Source organism: Achromobacter xylosoxidans (assembly GCF_014490035.1).
GTDB lineage: Bacteria > Pseudomonadota > Gammaproteobacteria > Burkholderiales > Burkholderiaceae_B > Achromobacter > Achromobacter bronchisepticus_A.
Genome location: NZ_CP061008.1, coordinates 67,768 through 84,627 on the forward strand (window position 1 = coordinate 67,768; position 16,860 = coordinate 84,627).

Consider the following 16,860-nt stretch of genomic DNA (forward strand, 5'->3'; position numbering starts at 1 on the left):
CGGACAATCCGGCAAGACGCCAATATCGCCGCTGCGAACCCTGCGGCATACTGTGGGCCATGAGTACCGCATCCCTGGATCACCTCGACGCACAGCAACTGCGCGCGTTGGCCGAACGCCTGATGGGCGAGGTGGCCGCGCGTGACGCCCAGATAGCGGCGCACGATGCGGTGGTTGCCGAGCGGGATCGCGTACTGCACTTCAAACAGACGCACATCGACCAGCTCATGCAGGAGCTGGCGCTGTACAAGCGCTGGCGTTACGGCAAGCGCAGCGAGCAACTGAACCCTGCGCAGGCAAGCCTTCTGGAAGAAACGATGGATGCCGACATGGCGGCTATCGAAGAGGAAGTCAACGCGCTGCGCGAGGCGATATCCGCCAAGCCTGCGCCGCCGCAAGCGCCGCGCCGCATGCGGTTGCCGCCCGAACTGCCGCGCACCGACATCCATCACGAACCGGCGTCCACGACGTGCCGCTGCGGCTGCGGCTTGAAGCGCATCGGCGAGGACGTCAGCGAGAAGCTGGATTACCTGCCGGGCGTCTTTACGGTCGAACGTCACATCCGCGGCAAATGGGTGTGCGAGCACTGCGAGACGCTCACGCAGGCGCCGGTCCCCGCGCAGGTCATCGACAAGGGCATCCCGACGGCGGGACTTCTGGCGCAGGTGCTGGTGGCCAAGTTCGCCGACCACCTGCCGCTATACCGCCAGGAAGGCATCTTTGCGCGCGCCGGTCTGGCGCTGCCGCGCTCGACGCTGGGCGAGTGGGTCGGCGTATGCGGGCTGCGGTTGCAGCCGCTGGTCGATGCGCTCAAGGCCGAGGTGCTGGGCAAACCCGTGCTGCATGCCGACGAGACGCCAGTGCAGATGCTCAATCCGGGCGCGGGCAAGACGCACCGGGCCTACTTGTGGGCATACACACCGACCTCGTTCGACAGCCTGCGTGCAGTGCTCTACGACTTCGCGCCAAGCCGGGCCGGTGAGCACTGCCGCACGTTCCTGCAAGATTGGCGCGGCAAACTGGTGACCGACGATTATGTGGGCTACAAGGCCGGCTTCGCTGCCGGCATCAAGGAACTTGGCTGCATGGCGCACGCCAGGCGCAAGTTCCATGACCTGCATGCGAGCCACCAGAGCCAGATCGCCGGAGAGGCACTGGATCTGTTCGGCGCGCTCTACGGCGTAGAGCGGGACGTAGCCGACCTGCCTGCCGACGAGCGCAGGCGGATACGTCAGGATCGCGCCAGGCCGATCGCCGAGACCTTGCATCGATGGCTGATCGCGCAGCGCCAGCGCGTGCCCGATGGCTCGGGTACCGCACGCGCCATCGACTACAGCCTCAAGCGCTGGGAGGCGCTCACGCGCTATCTTGATGATGGCGATGCACCGATCGACAACAACTGGGTGGAGAACCAGATCCGGCCCTGGGCGATCGGGCGCTCGAACTGGTTGTTCGCAGGCTCGCTGCGCGGCGGGCAGCGTGCGGCCGCCATTATGAGCCTGATCCAGTCGGCGCGGCTCAATGGGCACGACCCGTACGCCTATCTGAAGGACGTGCTCACGCGCCTGCCCACGCAGAAAAACAGCCAGATCGCTGAGCTGCTGCCGCATCGGTGGCAACCTGCTGCATAAGCAGAACCGTCAAGGGTGTGTTCAGCAGGCGCTTACATCCCACAGGCTCACGCGCCGACAACGGCTGCCGAAGCCGGGCCAGCAGGGCTTGACCACGCTCAGACCAGATCATCCCGACGGTCTCGGACGCCGGCTCCGCCAGCCGCGTGGCAATGGTCGTTGGGAGCGTCGATGCGGGTGTTTCGTCCGTAATCCGGTAACGGGTTGCCCGGCCCTGCCCCTCGCGCAGTATCGCGCCGGCTTTGCGCAGGTTTTCCAATTGGCGCTTCACCGTGGACCAGCTGACGCCGGTTCGGTAGGCCAGTTCGCTGGAACTCACCCAGGGCAGGTTCTCGCGCTGCTGGGCGCGCAGAAACTGAAGAATGTCTTCGCGGACGGTCATGGCAAGAGCCGAAGATGTCGAATCAGCTCAATTTAGCAGTAATCAGCTCAAGAAATGAGCTGATTTGGTCTGATTTTGAGCTGATTCTCAATGCGTCCGCTCGAGGAAATCGATTGCCACGATTTCGTCATTCACGCATCAACGACATAACGAGTACTTTGCCGCCAACAGAGATGATTGCGGCATTCCGACGTGGTTGTCATTCGAGGTGAGGCTGGTCCGATACGCCACCACGGCATCCCAACGGCTGTAGCCGCGGCGGAGCACGTTGTATGCGACAAGCGAGTGCTATGCGCGCATCGCCCCGCCAATGCGCCAAGCATTCAGCGAGACGGCGGGAAATTGTAGTCTGACACCATTATTTGATTTACGGTCAAGGGATTCTGATGCTATCTAAGAATGCGTGCAAGGACTGTGGAAAAAAAATCTGGGTACGGAGAGAGGCGCGCTGCGGCTTGGTTTTTGTATTGATTAAGTATGTCGCGAGCTTCGTGCGGGTAGGCCACCTCCGTTCCTTTGTGAAGGTCGGCCAATTCCTGGGCTATCACTCTGTCTGCGAATCCCACTTCGAAATGAGCGATTGAGTTAATTGAAGGAAGGCCATATTTGAGCCGTTTTGCCAAGAGGTCAAATTTTGCGCCTATGGCATTCACGTCAGCTCGTTCTCCTTGGCTCGCGACATAACTCTCTTTGACCGCCGCTAGGTGCAGACAGAACTCGAAGCCGAAGCCTTTCTCGGTGATACTAACGATGGTGTCATAGGTAATTTTTTCTCTTCGCCTTGAGTGTTGAATGACCGCGCCGAGATCCTGAAGGTAGGACATTATCTTGTGAAAGCTCTGACCCTGTATCCACATGAATGCTACTTCCTTCGCCGCAACGTCCGGCGTGAGCTTTAGGATGTCACTATTTACAGTAATTTCTAGCAAAAGTGGCCAGATTGTATCGAGTAACGTCTCCGTCGTCTCCGAATAGGCAAGCGCGAATTCGTGCGCTTGAACCCAAGCGTCCACTTTCAAAGAGAGATCTAGGCCTATGAGGCTGCGTCCGTATCTGTGCTGGACTTCGGTGGGCAGATTGTGCACGTTCAGGCGTTCGGCGATCCGTATGAAAACACCCTCAAGGTGATCTTTCTCGTAGTCCTGAGCCAACGAATGAGCAAAGGTCATGCGTGCTAGGTGCGCAGCATCAGCGAGAAAGCCTAGCGGGCCATTTTCGGACCTATAGGTCATTAGAAAACTCTCAATAGCTTCGATGGCCGCTCGTCTGACGGGAAGTTCGTCCAACAACCGGTTTGCTGCCGCTTCAAGTCTTTCATCTGAAATATCTGCAAGTTGCTCGAAGACATGCTCGGGGTAATTTATGAGCATGTGCGCTAAGTCATTCGCGCCCCAGCCAAGGTGGTTCGCCAACTTGCGAGAAATATAAGGAGGTCGGACTAGCTCCAATAGAGTGCTGCTCGTAGCTGTCGCGCTGTCGGGGTCGATGAGATGTTGACTTGTTTCCCAAGCATCTTCCTTGTCGTCGAAAAGTCTGGGATCTGCGAAGATGATCGTTCCTTCTTCGTGCATCCCAGCTCTTCCAGATCGCCCGATTAGGTTCTTGAACTCGCGGGCTTTGATCACGTCTCTTCCCGTTAATGAACTGTTGACAACTAGATAGCGGATTGGAAGGTTTACACCTTGTGCCAGTGTTGATGTACATGCAATGAAGCGAATATGGCCCTGTTTCATTGCATGCTCGACTGCCAGTCGGATGCCGTGTGGAGTTTCGCCGTGGTGAACGAACACTCCCAGATTTGCAGCCTGACTTAGGTTGTCGGTCGGGCCAAAGTTCTGTACATACAAGTGATGCAATCGTTGAAGTTGGTGTGCGTCACTGTATGCGCGAGGGAAGACTATAGGAGCATTGCGCTTCACCACATACGTTATCAACTCTTTAGCTGCCTTAGACGCTGATGCAGGCAATCGGGAATAGACCGCCACCGGACCTAGCTTCGCTAATTTAAGGCCTAAGTAGAGTGCAATAGATGGGCCATCTTGGGTAGGAAAGTACCGAGGCTTCTCGCGCTCGGTATGTGCGAGCTTGAGTCTAGGGATGATCCCTGGCACAAAGAACCCCTGTTCTCCTGGAATTGTGGGCTGAAATTGCAACTGCCCACGGGCTCCTTTCTGAAAACTCGTGAAGGCAATAGTGCTCCGACTTTGTCGCGCCTTGTCCTCCACGGTCTTTGCCTTATCGCCGAATAGCCATAGGGCCAACTCATCAGCATTGCCGATAACGGCTGAGATCAAAACACTTTGAGTTTGCGGCGGTGTGCTTTGCTTGATCGATGTGAGCAGCAGCTCATACGTGGCGCCGCGCTTTCCTGTATCGAACTGATGAGCCTCATCGTATATAAGAAGCCCGACGCTTTCTAGAAAATTCTCTTCTTGTCGAAGAGCATAGACGAGTTTCTCCGGCGTTATTACCAAAACTTTTGGCCGCATGAGGGTGTCTAGGCCTCCGTCGAATATCGCTGCAACGTAATCCTTCTGTAATGAATCCGACAGTTGGTTGACGGCATATCCATCGCCGGCGAATGCTTCATCCAGACTGTTCGCGATTTCTTGGCAAAGGGCACGAAAGGGGGCAACTACAACGGCGGTATTCGTCCTTGCAGAGCGGAAGGCTGCCCTGATGATCAGTTCCGTCGCCTTTGTTTTTCCTGCGCTGGTCGGCATCTGTACGACCGCTGATTTTCCGTTGAGCACTCCCGCTTCAGCCAGAGCCCTCTGAGATGGCCAGAGCTCCTTGATAGAAGCAGGTCGGGAGAGAAATGGTGCCCACGCTTCCTGTTCCAGGTTGCTGCATCTAGGAAGAATGTGCCACACCGATCGATGGTACCGCTTGATGATCGAGGCCCCGAGAACTTCTAGCAGGAGAAACTCGAGAGGTTCGGAGTGCGAATATGCAAAGTCGCGTAGTCGCGTCAAAGAGGCCCAAGCTTCGGAAATTTTCCTTCCATGTGTGTAATGGCCGCGCAAATGGTAGAGCACACTTTCGATGAGGCTGATATCAGGCGCGCCGCGTTTGGGAAGCCAGGGAGACGTCAGAACGTGCAATAGGGCGTCGGCGTTGGGTATCCGCTGCACCTCTCTTTCGTCGATAGCCTTGAGGATTGCCATCGTTGTCCCAGGCGAGTCGGCCAAATAGAATCCAGCGGCTGCGAGTAGTCGGAGCAGGCTAGATAGGCTGTCGTCGATTTTGGCAGTCGCTGTTGCAGATAGAACTTGGGATGCAAAAATTAGCTCTTCGACTTCGGTCTTTTCGGCACGCTTCTTCCCCAACTCGCCAGCGAAAACTTCTGCTGCGAAATCTCCCAGTGTTCCGATCGCTAGCGGAAACTGTCGTTCAAGGTGCATCCCCTTTGGGATAGTGATGTGTTCATCTTCGGGAATTTCGTACTCGTACATTTTCCCTTTCGAAAGTGTCACTGATGCATAGAGCCGAGCTTCACGACTAGGCTTCATCGGCGGCTCGCTTGTACAGTGCGTGAGCCAAGTTCATGAGGTCTTCTCCATAGACACACAAGAGCGCAAGCGTTGCATTGCCTGGGTGATTTAGGCAAATTGTCTCGGCTATTGAATCGGCGTCGAACACAGGGGTGCTGAATACTGCCACTGCGCCATACTTTTGTATGTAGGGCTTGCCCATGGGGTCCTGGAATCTCTCTACATAGTCAGAGTCATCGTCTAGATTTAGGTCGAGGAGTCGCTGCTTCATAGAATTCAGCGAAGTCGCAATTCGAATAGAGTCTTTCCAAGAGTCATTCACAGCATCTTGTAGGCGATTGATGTGCGTTTTTCCGGTCAATTGCGCCTTTGTCTCGACCGCCACAAGGACGTCATCTGGAGCACTATAGGAGGGAGCTTGACTGAGAATTTTTAAGCCGATTATGTCGCTTCCCTTCGCGGACTCGTTTCTTGATTTCTTGTCCCCATACCGGGTCCTTGGGATGAAGTACTGATATATCGTTTCCAGTAGGTCAACGATCAGAATTTCAGAGAAATCGCCGGATCGTACGCTCGGCCCAGGCCGGATATGCTGGTCGGGGAACTTTAGTTCGTTAAGGTAATCACTCCGCGAGTAAGGTGTACCCCGCCTGAGTCGATCGATCTGCGAATCCAGGCAGTAGTGCTCTCGAAAATGGCGCGCCCACGCAGACATCGTTTCGGCGTCGGTAGGGTTGTAGTCAAATCGATACAGCGCTATCGGCCTGCCTTCGGAAGTCGTAATCCGGCCAATTTCTTTAAACCACGTTGAATGCGGCAGCGAAGTACTGCTAGACACGGATCTCACCTGAACGACAAATAAGAACATTATGCTTCAATTTGTCATTATTTTTCTTTCCGCACTGAATCTACCCCAGACACACTCAAATTAGTCCTATTGGGTGCGCTTATATCGATCTTGGTCGCCGAATACCGCATGGGCAGTGGTTTTGCCTGCGACCGCTTTGGGTCGAAAGCAGACGTGTGAGTAGTCGGTGGCGAAATTGTCATTCACCCTGCGCATAGCATCAAATCTCCTCCCGTATACTCCCCCCACTACCGCCACCAACGGTAGCCCGGAATGGAAGCCGGTAAATTCGTCGGTGCGGACCTCATGTCCGCACGCCTTCGCACGTCCCAATGGGCGGGCCTTGGCAGGGGTGCGCTAGCCGCACGCCGGTTCCGACGATCCGGTCTTCCAACCTTGTCCTGTGCCCGCCCGCCTCATTTGGAAGTGGGGCAGCGGGATTTCCCACATCGTCGGAGGAAGTCCATGCAATCCCACCCCCTCACCCAAAACCCCTGGTCCGTCGAATCCGACCCCGAGCTCGGGCCAGTCCCCCTCTCCCATCTCCACCACATAGACCGAGCCCGCCACGCCATCGAGGCCATTGCCCGCATGGTCGGCAACAGCGCATCCGAACCCGACGCAACAGGCGGGCAGCCGTTGGACGCCTGGACAGTGGCGGCGTTGATGGGTGGAGTGGAAGGCTTGTGCGATCACCTGGGCACCTTGACCGATGCCATGCTGGCGCAGGCACGCTTTTGCGAGGTGGATGCGGATCTCGGCGACATCACGCACGGCGCGCCATCGTCGATCCAGTAGCCAAACTTAGCAGCCAGAGGCGCGGCGCTCGAGCGCCCGCCTTACTCAGCAATCGACCGAATCACCCTGGCCGGATTCCCACCCACCAGTGTATTCGCCGGCACATCCTTGGTGACCACCGAACCCGCCGCAACCACCGAGTTCTCCCCCACAGTCACGCCACCAATAACGGTCGCACCCGCCGCGATCCAGACATTCCTCTCGATCACAATGGGCTTCGCAGTGACGAAATCACGACGCCGCGAAGGTTCGATCGGATGGCCAGACGTGATGAGGCTGACGTTCGGCCCGATCATCACGTCATCGGCAATGCTCAACCCGCCCAAGTCATAGAAGGTGCAGTTCTGATTGACGAAGACATTGCGCCCGACGCTGATATCGGGGCCACCGGTCGTATAGAACGGCGGAATCAACAGGAAGCTCTCATCGACCGTCTTGCCGATCAGTTCGCTGAACAAGGCGCGGACTTCGGCGGCGTCGTTGAAGGTCAGGCGGTTGAGGGCGGCGGTGATCGTCATCGCGCGTTTGATGTTGGCCGTCATGGCGGCTGATTCGGGCGTTCTTCTGGGAATGATCAGGCTGCGGTCGTCATTTGCCATCTGCGGCTTTCCTTTGGGGTACGGCGTAGTCAGCGCTGGCGAACACGACGCCCGCATTTAACGCGGCTTCCAATTCACCCCATCCTTGGACCGATACTCCGGCGTCCCCGTGCAACACCCACCCGCGCCAAACGCCTGCCGCCCCAGGAACGCAGTCACCACCCCCTTGCTCTCGGTCAGCCGCTGCTGGACGCAGATGGTCGGCAGCAGAGAGAAGTCGCCTTCAAGCACCAGCGTCCATTTCACGTTCTCGCCTTCGGCTGGCTCGACCTTGTACACCTTGCATTCATGCACCAGCAGATGCACGGGCTGCCCGGCCAGCACGCCCTTGAACTGCAGCTCCGGCGGCGTGTCGCGCGTGGCGATGGTTTCGGCGTTGAGTTTTGATCCGGGCGGCGCGGGCTTCAAGGACGAGGAATCGCAGCCGGCCAGTGCACCCATGGCGGCCAGGGTGATGAGAAACAGGCGAGCCAGGCGGGTCATGCCCATGCGCTTCCGTCAGGCCACGTTGGCGAAGCGTTGTTCGAGGTAGGCGATGATGTCGCTGGACTCATACATCCAGCGCGTGCCTGCTGCATCGTCGATGCGCAGGCACGGCACCTTCACTTTGCCGCCGCCTGCCTGCAGTTGCGCGCGCGCTTCGGGATCGCCTTTGGCGTCGCGCAGCGCGATGGGCGCGTTCAGTTTGTGAATGGCGCGCCGCGTCTTGACGCAGAAGGGGCAGGCGTGGAATTGGTAGAGCGACAGCTGGGCCGCTTCGGCGTTGACCGCGGCCTGGCCTTGCGCGGAGCGCTGTTGCGGGCGTGGGCGCGTGAGGGCGTCGCCCAACACGATGATTTGACCCAGGCCGACACGCAGGGCTTTGACTAGCATGGAGTAGGACTCGATAGGGATGGACAGGGGGCCAGTCTACCCTGCGCGATGCGTTCCGGCATTGCGTATGCAGTCAGCCATGACCGCCGCTTGTCGTCCTGCGTGACGTGGCGAATATTCTGTGTCACGTCATGGTTCGGAATTCGCAGCCGGTGCGTTACTGAATCCGTACCGGATAGCTGCAGCCGGTATAGAAGGTCTTGCAGCTCGTGCCGGTGCCCTTCTCGCAAGTCTCGATGGCCAGGGATTGCGCCAGTTCCTTGGTTTCGGCGCTGGCGGAATTCATCAACACGCCTTCGCCTTTGGGTGAAGGGCCATACACCACCGCTACGCATTGGTTGTAGTACGTGATGTTGGTCTCGCAACCTTTGCCGCCTTTGGACGCGCAATGTTCCAGCGCGGCTCGTTCGGCCTTGGCCTTGCTGGTCTTGTCGGCAGCGATGCCGACGGAGCCGGACGGCGGGTCGTAGGCGATTGCGCCCCAGCGGGTGGTCCAGCGTGGCTGGTCGGGCGCGGTTTGCGCGCCGGTGCCGCCCTGTGGGCGGGTCTGGCCGGGAATCGGCACGCATTGCTGGCCCGGGGTGCCGGCGGCGTTGGGCATGAAGCCGTCGGGGCAGCCTTGTTCGGCCTGCGCCAGGCCTGGGATGCCGAGATGCAGCATTGCCAGCAGGAAAACCAGTTTCAAAGCACGCATGTGTCGTCTCGCAGTTGTCGTGTTCTTCAATCCGGAGGCCGTGCGTCCCGCGGGCCGAGCCCGGGCAGTCAGAGCCGTCCGAAGCAAGGCGTCAGGCTGCGGATTCGCCCCGGGGAAGTGTAGTCTGACTTCTTGGTTTTCGATCCGGTCTGCACGATGGACTCGATCACGTTGACGCGCCTGCCGGCGAGCCTGGGGGACTTTCCCCAGGCGCCGGACGCAGGCAGTTTCAAGCTGCCCAAGCTGAATGAGGCGCTGCGCGACCTGGTGTACCGTGCGCCCACGCGGCACTACAAGCCGGAATCCGCGGCCGCGCCGAGTCTGATCCGGGCGGTGGGGACGGAATAGCTGCCCGTGCCGCGGCTTCTGTTTCCGGTTGGCCCCTGACGGCTTCACGGCATGTCAGACTACAAGCATGAACCTCAGTGATCGCCTGAAAGCCTGGGCCAAGCGCATCAAACGCGACGGCCTGACGCTCTGGTTTGCCGGCAGGCATGCCCGCACGCCTTGGTACGCCAAGGCGCTGGGTCTGTTCGTGGTGGCCTATGCGCTCAGCCCCATCGACCTGATTCCCGACTTCATTCCCGTGCTGGGTTACGTCGATGACGTGCTGTTATTGCCCGGCCTGATCTGGCTGGCCATCAAGCTGTTGCCGCCCGATGTGCTGCAGGAATGCAGGGTTCAGGCGGATGGCTGGATGCAGTCGCAGGGCAAGAAGCCGCGCAGTGTGGCAGGCGCGGTGATGATCGTGACGCTATGGCTGGGGATAAGTGTTGTGGCGTGGTTTTGGCTTGCGCCGTATTTCCGGTAACGCCCTGACCGGCTTGCGCGCAGAATTACGCTGAACCTTCTTCCGCGAACCCCAAGGTCCTGAGTTCCGCGATCGCGCCCTTCTCCTCCTCCCGCCGCGCCTTGGGCGCGGCCAGCGAGGCGGTCAGCAGCTTGGACTGGTCGGGTGATTCGTCAAAGCTCTGCAGCACGCTGGCGATGCCCGGGAAGGCTTGAATGAAATCCGCTCCCAGCGCCTCGTACCCCGGATAACGCCCCTGCTTGTCCACGATGACCTGCGTCTGCGGATTGCGCCGGATCAGGTGCAGCGGCACGCCTTCGCAACGCAGGCCCAGCAGCTTGGCTTCGCTGATGTCCAAGGCCCAATCCGTCTCCGCGTAGAAGGCGGCGCGCGCGGATGCGAACTGATCGAGGAGGCGCTCGTCCTTGCAGAACGCGGTGGGCGTCAGGTTGAGATTGAGCTTGCCGATCTTGCCCACCAGTTTGACCCGGCGAAAGAACGAGGCCCACACCAGCAGGATGGGATTGGTGGATAAGTCCTCGATCAGCACATCTTCAAACATGCAGGGCTGGATCATCGAGTTGACGGCGCGGCATTTGGAGAGGCGCACGTTCTGCACGCGCGACATGCGCTGTGGGGTCTTGACCATGGACAGGGCGCAGTTGTCGAAGGTGCAGTCGTGGAAGTGCAGATCGCTGAAGTGCGAGCTGCCCTTGTCGTAGGCCATCAGGAAGGTTGCGCCTTCGGTTCTATTCATGGGCGAGGGAGATGTCAGGCTGCGATGTCGCCGGGGACTCGTAGTCTGCCAGTTCTAATCCCGGAATAGCAGCATTTCCTACTGCGAGATAGCTTATTTGGTATTCATGTGACATTATTAGAATCTCTTGGATACATTTACCCGTTCCCCTGCGGAGGGCAGGAAGCGGCAGATAACTAAGCTGAAGAAGATGAATCACATGAATAAAAAGATGTTGAAGCTGGCGGCCGCTGCCGCTTGCGTGATGGCGATCGCGGGTTGCGCCAATGTGCCGATGGCGCCAGCTGAACAAAACAAGCAGGCCAAATCGTTCCCGGCGCCGGACGAAGGAAAGTCCGGCCTGTACGTCTACCGGGACAGCTTTGTGGGCAAGGCGCTGAAGAAGGACGTGTACGTCAATGGCAAGTGTCTGGGCGAAACGGCAGACCGCGTGTTTTTCTACACGCAGGTGGCTGGCAACGAGCAGCACAAAGTTTCCACCGAGTCGGAGTTTTCGCCGAACGATCTGATGGTAATGATGGAGGCGGGCAAGAATTACTTCGTGCGCCAATTCATCAAGATGGGCGTATTCGTGGGCGGCGCCGGCGTGGAGCAGGTGACGGAAGAGGAAGGTCAGCGGGTGATCTCCAAGTCCGAAGTGAACCTGGCGGCCGAAGGCCGTTGCACGGGCTGATCGCAGTCCGCTCCCGCCGCTGTTCTTGCCTACTTGCAATGGGAATAACGATGCGTCTTGGTCTGTTGTTGGCGGCCCTGCTGTTTGCCGCGACGGCCCATGCGGCGAACTATCCCTGCTCAGGAAAGAAGGGCGGCGTGGAGCGTTGCGTCGGAGAACAGTTTCTGTGCCGCGACGGTTCGATCAGCGCATCGAAACGCGTGTGCTCAAGTCCGGATTCCGGCGCACAGCCCCTTGTTTCCAAGCCCTCGGCGTCTGGTTCGAATGGCGCATGTAGCTGCCGCGACGGCCAATACTGCACCGGGCCGCGGGGCGGAACGTTCTGCTACACCGATAGCGGCAAGAAGTCCTATCTCAGGAAATAAGCGCTGCGCTGTTTGAGGCCGTCTCAATAATGCAATGAACGGCCCCTGCACGGGCTGAAACTGTTCGGGCTGATCCAACGGCGCGGAGTACATCTGTTGGCACAGGACGCCGCCGGATATCCACTAGTCTGCCAGCCGCCAGACGGCTTCTTCGCTCACGTGCACGAGCTGGATGCAGTCGCAGGGATTGCCGTCTGGCCTTGCTCCATCCGGGCTCCGTGTCGATGTGTATGGCCGTAATTCCTCCAATTGGTTCGGGCATCCAGCACCTAAACTCACGCTTCGATCAAACAGAATGCGCGAGGAATCTGATGAAGCTCCGGGTCGGTAGATGGTGTTTGGGGACCGTGATGGCGTTGGCGTGGCCCGTGCTGGCACAAGCCGCGACACCCGCCATGACACCGCGGCAGCAGCAGCTTCTGGCCGCGGCGGAGAGTTCGAGCCCCGTCTACGCCGCCTGGCGCGAACGGTACGCGGTTCTGATTGCCGTTGAACCGAAGTTGCAGCGTGCGGTTTTGTACACACGCTGCGCGAAGCCTGGCGGGGAACGGTTGCTGGATCCCAACTATCGGGCTTACGCCGAGACCGTGGGCGGGGCTTATCGCCGCTATCTCCAGGATTCGGGCCCAGCCAGCGCGATGGCCAGCACGACGAAGCTGTGGGCAGCAGACCAGTTGACCGAGGCGGAATATCAGCGCTCCCTGCGCTGGCTGACCAGCGCCAATACGCTGCCGCTACGCAATGTGAGGGATGTGGGCACGATCCTGAGTCAGTACCTGGAGAATTCCGTGGACGTGAGCAGCGGCCAGTTGAATCTGGCGGTGTTGCTGGCGATGAAGGAGACGCTGGCCAAGGCTGGTCAGCTGGGTCCGGTGGTCAAGGCTTTCGCGCAGGTTGATGCTGCCAAGGCGGCATTGTTCGAGTCACTGCCGACGGAGTTGCCGTTGAAGGACGAGCAGATCCAGCAATGGTACGAGGTGGCTACCTGGCTGGATAAGGCGGGCAATACTGTGCAGCTGGCCTACTGGTTTGCCGTGCCGCAAGAGTCAATCGACGCGATGGCAGAGGATGTGTTCGAAGAACGGGTGAATCAGGGGCTACAGGCATTGCAGGCGTATCAACGCAAGGGACCGGTCGAGGATTCCGACGTGCATACGCTGAACGATGAGCAGAAGTTGGGGCGGAAGATCGCCTACTACTTTGGCGATCTGGCGTCCGACGAGATCGCGCAAGTGTCGGTAGACGCGCACAACTGGATGTCGAAGCAGGCGCAGGCGTACATCGACAAGCATCGGGCTGTCATGTGTTCGTCGCCGAGGCGCTAAAGCGCTCGCGCCGGCGCCTGCATGGCGTGTCGCGCGCTGCCGGACATTGAGGGCCGTAGACTACCGCCGTTGACGGCTATCTCAATAACTTCCGGTGGGCAGCACATCTGCCAAATAGGCGACGGTATCTGGTTCATTGCGCAATACATGCCGCATCCACGCGCCGCGCTCATGCGCGGTCACTTCCAGCTCCCACACGCAGGCAATGAACGGCCCTTGCACGGGCTCGAATTGCTCAGGTCGCTCCAACGGCGCCGAGTACATCTGCTGGCACAGGATGCCGCCGGATATCCACCAGTCCGCCAGCAGCCAGACGGCTTCCTCGCCCACGTGCACGATGCAGAAGCCCAGGCCCGTAGCGCGCGGGTCGCGGGCGGCGTCTTGCAACGTGGCCATTGCGGTCTTGCGGGCGGCTGCGGCTACTTCAGCGGAGAGCAGCGCAACCGTGGGATCGGGATTGCGTTGTATCGCGTAGGCCTTGATGGCCAGACCGTCTTCGCGCCATTGCTCGATGAACGCCATGCGGCGCGGCGCGTAAGGTTCTGCAGGAATCGTTCGGAAAGACATGATGGGCAGCGAGGGTGACCTCTTCGGGATCATGGAGGCAGGCATTCTTCCGGCAGGCCGCTAGGCCAGCAAGGACAAGGCATCGTCCAGCGACAGCACGGTGGTGCGCGATGCAAAGGCGGTCGCGAACAGATGTTCATGCACGATCGGGTCCGGGTCGTAGCAGCAGTCCTTGACCGTCAGCAGGCGATAGTCCGCATCGCTGGCATGCGCAATCGACGACAGCATTACGCCGGTGGAGGCGACGCCGACCATGATCAGCGTGTCTATGCCTTGCGCGGAAAGCCGCACTTGCAGGTCGGTGCCGAAGAACACGCTGGCGCGGTGGGCGAGGATGATGGGCTCGTCTTCGCGGCGGTCGAGCTCTGGCGAGATGCGGTCGTGGACGAAAAGTCCCAGCTGCTTGATGCCCTGCCCGTTTTTGTTCAAGGGGCTGACTTCAGGATAGCCAGGGCTGAAATGAATCTTGGCGAAATAGACGCTGACGCCGGCGCGCCGCGCGGCGTCGCACAGTTGCCGCGTGTCGCCGAGCAAGGCGGGGGCGACCGATGGGAACAGTTCCATGATGTCGGTCTGGTAGTGCATGACCAGCAAGGCGGTACGCGCCGGAATGATGGCCAGGGTCTGGGTGTTCATGCTCCGCTCCGCAAAGGGTTTGCCATGCGCGCCTTGCGGGTCGGCCTGCTGCCTGGGCGGCCCGCAATGGTGTGACGCTTGGCGAGGTGATGGGGTGCGACGGAAGGACGAACGACTCTACCACGGCGGCCATGGCATAACTGCGCATGGAAAGCGGGTGGAGGTTCTGGCGCCGCGCGATCCCTTGCGCGAGCCCGGGAATTACACCATCGGCAACTGATTCGTCACGCAATGAATCCCGCCGCCGCCTGACGCAATGGCGTCGATATCCAACTGCACGACCTTGCGGCCCGGATACAGGCGGGCCAGAAGATCGCGCGCCTTCGCGTCCGCCTCCGCATCGCCGAATTCCGGCGCGATGACCGCGCCGTTGATGACGAAATAGTTGATATAGCCGGCCGCGAAGTCGGGGTTGTCGCGCAGGAACTTGCTATCCCGCGGATTGAGCGGCGGGCTCACAGTGTGGATTTCCAGCGGCTTGCCGTCGGCATCCGTTGCGCGCCGCAGGATCTCCAGGTGCTTGCGGGTCAGCGCGTAGTCGTAGGAGTCGGGATCCATGTCGAGGTTGGCGACGACGACGCCTGGCCGCGCGAAGCGGGCGTAGAAATCGACGTGGGCATCGGTGATGTCCTTACCCTTGATGCCGGGCAGCCAGATGATCTTGCGCAGGCCCAGGCAGCGCTTCAGCTCCTCCTCGACCTCTGCCTTGCTCCAGCCGGGATTGCGGTTGGCGTTGATCCAGCTGCTTTCGGTCATGATGCCGGTGCCGCGGCCGTCGACTTCGATGCCGCCGCCTTCGCCGACCAGTTCGCTTTGCAGGTATTCGGTGTCAGTGACCTCGGTGGTTTCAGCGGCGATCTTGGCGTCGGCTGCATGGCGCTGCTTGTTGCCCCAACCGTTGAAGTTGAAGTCCACGCCGGTGACCGCGCCCCGCCCGTCGAGCACGAAGTTGGCGCCGATGTCGCGCATCCAGATGTCGTCCAGGCGGGTTTCGACGAAGCTCACGTTGTCCGCGCCGCAATGGCGTTCGGCCAGGCTGCGTTCGCGGCTGCGGCAGAACACGGTGACGGGCTGGTGCGCGGCGATGGCGCGGGCGATGCGGCCAAGCGCGGCCTGGACGTCGGCGGTGAAGTCTTCCCAGATGGCGTCCTGGGCGCCGAAGGCGATGAAGGCGCGGGCCTGGGGGGCGCCCTCGTCAGGCATGTGCCACCGGGGCGCTTGCGCCGCCCGCGCGCCGGAGGCGAGCAGACCCAGGCCCAGCGAGGCGGCGGCGTGGACGCCCATGAGCGTGGCGGTGTGTTGGATGAGTTGGCGGCGGGTGGGCACGTCGGGCTCCTGGAGTTCGGGATGATCGATAAAAAACGGTTATGTCGGAGTCAACGGTGCGCACCGCTAGCATTGCAGTGTATTTCCCGCCTGGTCGCGTGGACTAGCGATATATTTAGCGGAATTATGATTAGCAGGGCTTATCGATATGCTCAAGCAATGGCCTCCCCTGAACGTGCTGCGCGGCTTCGAGGCGGCCGCCCGCCTCGGCAGTTTCCACAAGGCGGCCGACGAGCTGCACCTGACCCAGTCGGCGATCAGCCAGCAGGTGCGCAGCCTGGAGGACTATCTGGGCCAGCCGCTGTTCTTCCGTCAGGGGCGCGCGGTGTCGCTGACCGATGCGGGCTGGGATCTGCTGGGCACGACGCAGGCGATGTTGCAGCAGTTGGCGGCCGGCATACGCAGGCTGGACCAGTACCGCAAGCCGAATCAGTTGATCGTGAACACCAGCCCGGCGTTTTCGCGGCACTGGCTGCTGCCCAGGCTGGAAGCCTTCCGCACCCTGCATCCCGAGGCGGACCTGTGGCTGTACACCAGCGATGCCGCGCCGGACATGGCCAAGCAGACCATCGATATCGCGCTGCGCGACGATCTGGGTCCGCAAGCCGATTGCGCGTTCCGCGTGCTGGTCGAGGACCGTATGTACCCAGCCTGCCATCCGCGCCTGCTGGCGGCGGACACGCGCGCCACGCTGCATGGCGAGCGCGAGATGGATTGGAGCCATTGGGAAACGCAGGGCGGAACCGACGTGGGCCAGCATGGCCAGGGCATGAATTTTTCCGACCCCGGCCTGTTGCTGGATGCGGCGCGCGAAGGCCTGGGCATGGCGCTGGTCAGTAGCCTGCTGGCCGAGCGCTCGCGCCGCGACGGCGCGTTGGCGGCGTTGACGGAGCAGACCGTGCGCGGTCCGAAGTGGGCCTGGCTGGTGCATCGGGACAGCCAGGACGATCCGCTGACGCGCGCGTTCTGCGAGTGGGTGTCCGAAGAGTTGGAAGCGTCGCGCGAGGACGGCGGCGCGGCAGCCTGAATCTTGCCTCTCAGGTTGGGGCTTTCATCACGGTGTTAAGTTGTAGCCTAACCGCCGCATGCGGCACATTCCAGAG

General features: G+C 60.3%; 19 protein-coding genes. 8 read left to right on the forward strand and 11 right to left on the reverse strand.

The genetic code is table 11. The annotated features are described in order from the left end of the window. Positions 1 to 59 precede the first annotated feature (59 nt). Positions 60 to 1,631 carry an IS66 family transposase gene (gene tnpC / locus IAG39_RS00330; RefSeq protein ID WP_026385305.1) on the forward strand — a complete coding sequence of 524 codons (1,572 nt, stop codon included), beginning with the start codon at positions 60 to 62 and terminating at the stop codon, positions 1,629 to 1,631. Here tnpC and IAG39_RS00335 read toward each other — a convergent pair. The 3 genes from IAG39_RS00335 to IAG39_RS00345 form a co-directional block, all read right to left on the reverse strand. Beyond that, the gene (locus IAG39_RS00335; protein WP_187774071.1) at positions 1,558 to 2,013 is read right to left on the reverse strand and encodes a winged helix-turn-helix domain-containing protein; all 456 of its coding nucleotides are present in this window, start codon (positions 2,011 to 2,013) and stop codon (positions 1,558 to 1,560) included. The two genes, tnpC and IAG39_RS00335, sit on opposite strands and share 74 nt — an antisense overlap. Before the next feature lie 389 nt (positions 2,014 to 2,402). Next, complete coding sequence (locus tag IAG39_RS00340) at positions 2,403 to 5,468, reverse strand: DEAD/DEAH box helicase (RefSeq protein ID WP_165867938.1); 3,066 nt, start codon at positions 5,466 to 5,468, stop codon at positions 2,403 to 2,405. Between the two features lie 46 nt (positions 5,469 to 5,514). After that, positions 5,515 to 6,345, reverse strand: a complete 831-nt coding sequence (locus tag IAG39_RS00345) for a Hachiman antiphage defense system protein HamA (RefSeq protein WP_165867939.1) — start codon at positions 6,343 to 6,345, stop codon at positions 5,515 to 5,517. A 474-nt stretch (positions 6,346 to 6,819) separates the two neighbouring features. Between IAG39_RS00345 and IAG39_RS00350 the strand changes: the two genes are divergently transcribed. After that, positions 6,820 to 7,152 carry a hypothetical protein gene (locus tag IAG39_RS00350; RefSeq protein WP_118934034.1) on the forward strand — a complete coding sequence of 111 codons (333 nt, stop codon included), beginning with the start codon at positions 6,820 to 6,822 and terminating at the stop codon, positions 7,150 to 7,152. A gap of 41 nt (positions 7,153 to 7,193) precedes the next feature. Here IAG39_RS00350 and IAG39_RS00355 read toward each other — a convergent pair whose 3' ends face one another. The 4 genes from IAG39_RS00355 to IAG39_RS00370 form a co-directional block, all read right to left on the reverse strand. Continuing rightward, a complete protein-coding gene (locus tag IAG39_RS00355; RefSeq protein WP_059376551.1) occupies positions 7,194 to 7,751 on the reverse strand; it encodes a sugar O-acetyltransferase in 558 nt (185 codons plus the stop codon). Between the two features lie 57 nt (positions 7,752 to 7,808). Beyond that, complete coding sequence (locus IAG39_RS00360) at positions 7,809 to 8,234, reverse strand: hypothetical protein (RefSeq protein ID WP_118934067.1); 426 nt, start codon at positions 8,232 to 8,234, stop codon at positions 7,809 to 7,811. Between the two features lie 15 nt (positions 8,235 to 8,249). Beyond that, complete coding sequence (locus tag IAG39_RS00365; protein ID WP_118934035.1) at positions 8,250 to 8,624, reverse strand: glutaredoxin family protein; 375 nt, start codon at positions 8,622 to 8,624, stop codon at positions 8,250 to 8,252. Between the two features lie 157 nt (positions 8,625 to 8,781). Then, complete coding sequence (locus tag IAG39_RS00370; protein WP_118934036.1) at positions 8,782 to 9,318, reverse strand: DUF4189 domain-containing protein; 537 nt, start codon at positions 9,316 to 9,318, stop codon at positions 8,782 to 8,784. A gap of 132 nt (positions 9,319 to 9,450) precedes the next feature. On the opposite strand from IAG39_RS00370, the gene IAG39_RS00375 reads away from it, so the two are divergent. Together IAG39_RS00375 and IAG39_RS00380 are read left to right on the forward strand one after the other, a co-directional pair. Continuing rightward, positions 9,451 to 9,666 carry a hypothetical protein gene (locus tag IAG39_RS00375; RefSeq protein ID WP_223283440.1) on the forward strand — a complete coding sequence of 72 codons (216 nt, stop codon included), beginning with the start codon at positions 9,451 to 9,453 and terminating at the stop codon, positions 9,664 to 9,666. A gap of 67 nt (positions 9,667 to 9,733) precedes the next feature. Then, positions 9,734 to 10,129, forward strand: a complete 396-nt coding sequence (locus IAG39_RS00380) for a YkvA family protein (protein ID WP_059376560.1) — start codon at positions 9,734 to 9,736, stop codon at positions 10,127 to 10,129. A gap of 25 nt (positions 10,130 to 10,154) precedes the next feature. On the opposite strand, the gene IAG39_RS00385 is transcribed toward IAG39_RS00380, so the two are convergent. After that, a complete protein-coding gene (locus IAG39_RS00385) occupies positions 10,155 to 10,865 on the reverse strand; it encodes a hypothetical protein (RefSeq protein WP_118934037.1) in 711 nt (236 codons plus the stop codon). 199 nt (positions 10,866 to 11,064) lie between these two features. Between IAG39_RS00385 and IAG39_RS00390 the strand changes: the two genes are divergently transcribed. The 3 genes from IAG39_RS00390 to IAG39_RS00400 all read left to right on the forward strand — a co-directional run bounded on the left by IAG39_RS00390 (position 11,065) and on the right by IAG39_RS00400 (position 13,228). Beyond that, positions 11,065 to 11,538: a DUF2846 domain-containing protein gene (locus IAG39_RS00390; RefSeq protein ID WP_118934038.1), complete on the forward strand. Its 474-nt coding sequence runs from the start codon at positions 11,065 to 11,067 to the stop codon at positions 11,536 to 11,538. 50 nt (positions 11,539 to 11,588) lie between these two features. Further along, complete coding sequence (locus IAG39_RS00395) at positions 11,589 to 11,903, forward strand: hypothetical protein (protein WP_205736616.1); 315 nt, start codon at positions 11,589 to 11,591, stop codon at positions 11,901 to 11,903. Positions 11,904 to 12,214: 311 nt separating this feature from the next. Continuing rightward, positions 12,215 to 13,228: a hypothetical protein gene (locus IAG39_RS00400; protein WP_118934040.1), complete on the forward strand. Its 1,014-nt coding sequence runs from the start codon at positions 12,215 to 12,217 to the stop codon at positions 13,226 to 13,228. 81 nt (positions 13,229 to 13,309) lie between these two features. Here the strand turns inward: IAG39_RS00400 and IAG39_RS00405 are convergent, their stop codons facing one another. From IAG39_RS00405 to IAG39_RS00415, 3 genes are all read right to left on the reverse strand, one after another. Continuing rightward, positions 13,310 to 13,795 carry a hypothetical protein gene (locus tag IAG39_RS00405; RefSeq protein WP_223283441.1) on the reverse strand — a complete coding sequence of 162 codons (486 nt, stop codon included), beginning with the start codon at positions 13,793 to 13,795 and terminating at the stop codon, positions 13,310 to 13,312. 60 nt (positions 13,796 to 13,855) lie between these two features. Next, entirely contained in the window at positions 13,856 to 14,431 is a 576-nt protein-coding gene (locus IAG39_RS00410; protein ID WP_118934042.1) for an isochorismatase family cysteine hydrolase, read from the reverse strand. A gap of 201 nt (positions 14,432 to 14,632) precedes the next feature. Continuing rightward, positions 14,633 to 15,757 (reverse strand): agmatine/peptidylarginine deiminase, encoded by a 1,125-nt coding sequence (locus tag IAG39_RS00415; RefSeq protein ID WP_118934043.1) that lies wholly within the window; start codon positions 15,755 to 15,757, stop codon positions 14,633 to 14,635. 148 nt (positions 15,758 to 15,905) lie between these two features. Here IAG39_RS00415 and IAG39_RS00420 point away from each other — a divergent pair, with 148 nt between their 5' ends. Next, positions 15,906 to 16,784 carry a LysR family transcriptional regulator gene (locus IAG39_RS00420; RefSeq protein ID WP_059376583.1) on the forward strand — a complete coding sequence of 293 codons (879 nt, stop codon included), beginning with the start codon at positions 15,906 to 15,908 and terminating at the stop codon, positions 16,782 to 16,784. The last annotated feature ends 76 nt before the right edge of the window (positions 16,785 to 16,860 follow it).

Coding starts and splice junctions, on each gene's coding strand:
- tnpC (WP_026385305.1), top strand. CDS start 60: ATGAGTACCGCATCCCTGGATCACCTCGACGCACAGCAACTGCGCGCG.
- IAG39_RS00335 (WP_187774071.1), bottom strand. CDS start 2,013: ATGACCGTCCGCGAAGACATTCTTCAGTTTCTGCGCGCCCAGCAGCGC.
- IAG39_RS00340 (WP_165867938.1), bottom strand. CDS start 5,468: ATGTACGAGTACGAAATTCCCGAAGATGAACACATCACTATCCCAAAG.
- IAG39_RS00350 (WP_118934034.1), top strand. CDS start 6,820: ATGCAATCCCACCCCCTCACCCAAAACCCCTGGTCCGTCGAATCCGAC.
- IAG39_RS00355 (WP_059376551.1), bottom strand. CDS start 7,751: ATGGCAAATGACGACCGCAGCCTGATCATTCCCAGAAGAACGCCCGAA.
- IAG39_RS00360 (WP_118934067.1), bottom strand. CDS start 8,234: ATGACCCGCCTGGCTCGCCTGTTTCTCATCACCCTGGCCGCCATGGGT.
- IAG39_RS00365 (WP_118934035.1), bottom strand. CDS start 8,624: ATGCTAGTCAAAGCCCTGCGTGTCGGCCTGGGTCAAATCATCGTGTTG.
- IAG39_RS00370 (WP_118934036.1), bottom strand. CDS start 9,318: ATGCGTGCTTTGAAACTGGTTTTCCTGCTGGCAATGCTGCATCTCGGC.
- IAG39_RS00380 (WP_059376560.1), top strand. CDS start 9,734: ATGAACCTCAGTGATCGCCTGAAAGCCTGGGCCAAGCGCATCAAACGC.
- IAG39_RS00385 (WP_118934037.1), bottom strand. CDS start 10,865: ATGAATAGAACCGAAGGCGCAACCTTCCTGATGGCCTACGACAAGGGC.
- IAG39_RS00390 (WP_118934038.1), top strand. CDS start 11,065: ATGAATAAAAAGATGTTGAAGCTGGCGGCCGCTGCCGCTTGCGTGATG.
- IAG39_RS00395 (WP_205736616.1), top strand. CDS start 11,589: ATGCGTCTTGGTCTGTTGTTGGCGGCCCTGCTGTTTGCCGCGACGGCC.
- IAG39_RS00400 (WP_118934040.1), top strand. CDS start 12,215: ATGAAGCTCCGGGTCGGTAGATGGTGTTTGGGGACCGTGATGGCGTTG.
- IAG39_RS00405 (WP_223283441.1), bottom strand. CDS start 13,795: ATGTCTTTCCGAACGATTCCTGCAGAACCTTACGCGCCGCGCCGCATG.
- IAG39_RS00410 (WP_118934042.1), bottom strand. CDS start 14,431: ATGAACACCCAGACCCTGGCCATCATTCCGGCGCGTACCGCCTTGCTG.
- IAG39_RS00420 (WP_059376583.1), top strand. CDS start 15,906: ATGCTCAAGCAATGGCCTCCCCTGAACGTGCTGCGCGGCTTCGAGGCG.